2 protein-coding genes are annotated in these 1,335 nt (G+C 34.5%); one reads left to right on the top strand and one right to left on the bottom strand.

Features of this window, described 5'->3' with window-relative positions; genetic code table 11:
* Positions 1-418: helix-turn-helix domain-containing protein (locus OVN21_RS11035; protein ID WP_267248448.1), on the bottom strand; the 418-nt coding region annotated here is incomplete at its 3' end.
* 453 nt (positions 419-871) lie between these two features.
* On the opposite strand from OVN21_RS11035, the gene OVN21_RS11030 reads away from it, so the two are divergent.
* Entirely contained in the window at positions 872-1,102 is a 231-nt protein-coding gene (locus tag OVN21_RS11030; RefSeq protein ID WP_267248447.1) for an XRE family transcriptional regulator, read from the top strand.
* Positions 1,103-1,335: the final 233 nt, after the last annotated feature.

Raw genomic sequence — 1,335 nt, 5'->3', positions numbered from 1 at the left:
CTTCAACTTGATACAAGCTGACAATTTCCTCCGATACTTCGTTTTTCTTCGTTTCCTCTTCGTTTTTCTGTCGATAGATGCTGCCGTTTGCTTTTTGGCTCTCCAGAAGCTCCTCAGAAGTCCGTAGCACGATTTTTTTATTATCTGGGGTTAATTGTACCACCTTATCCGTTATCTGCTGTGTGAGCAAATCTGGGGACGCTGTGGGGGTGGTAGTTTTAGAAAGACTAAATAGTTGTTGTGGTTCAACTTCGAGAGCAGCAGCATAAATTCTAATATCTGTTTCGTCTAATTGTCGTTTGCCGTTTTCATGATTGGATATAGTGTTTTGTTTGAAACCAGTCAACTGTGACAATTGATTTTGTGTCATTTTCTTAGATTTTCTAATTTCTTTAATAGAATTACCTAGTATATTCATAAACGTTTCCTTCCTCTACCTATAATATATCATAATGAGATAAAAAAATAAATAAAAAAATCTCAAAAAGTGATAAAAAACTATTGACTTATATCTCGTTTTGAGATATAATAGTCTTGTAAGGTTGAGAAAGGCAATCTTAAGACAAGGAAAATAACAGAAAGGATGGACTAAATGAAAAAGCACAAAAAGAAAAGACTTACCAATGAAGTCAAGATTGGTTTGATAATAGCCCTTATCAATCTAATCTCCGCACTGGTAAATCTCATATCAAAACTCTTCTAAGAAGAGAGTGGAAGGGGCGAAAGCCCCAACCACTGTTGTGTAATTTCATTATAGCACAAGGTAGCAAAAATGCAAAACAAAACCGCGAAATTTCTCACTTGGTCTTTGATTGCCTTAACTATTATAGTTATTATCATTACTTGGCTTATATAGAGAGGAGAATTATTGTTGACAAACAAAGAGAAAATACGTTCTCAGTTTCTTCTTCCTAAAATTCGATTAAGGGAAGAGCGCAGAAAAAGAGAACTCACTACGTTATACATGGCGGATTTGATTGGATTAAAAAATCGTCGTCAGTATGAACTAAAAGAAAAAGGTCAGTTTCCTTTTCAGGACTATGAAATGGCAATTATTGCCAATAGATTTGGAATGAGTGAAACTGACTTATTCTTCAGTTGAAAATATCTCATAAAGAGATAAAACATACAAAGGTCAAGAAGGTCAAACTTTTTCAAAATCGATAGAATTAATTCTATCAAAACTGTTGACAAGTACCAACAGTTTTGATAGAATTAATTCTATCAAAACTGTTGACAAGTACCAACAGTTTTGAAAAGACCTATCAGTAGAAAGGAAGAAGTCAATGTATGGAGCGAAAATGAGGGAGCTGAGAGCTGCTCAAAAGCTGGGCT

Source organism: Streptococcus sp. Marseille-Q5986 (assembly GCF_946902915.1).
Classification (GTDB): domain Bacteria; phylum Bacillota; class Bacilli; order Lactobacillales; family Streptococcaceae; genus Streptococcus.
Note: the sequence above shows the minus strand (reverse complement) of the source record. Positions and strands in the feature narration are given on the sequence as shown.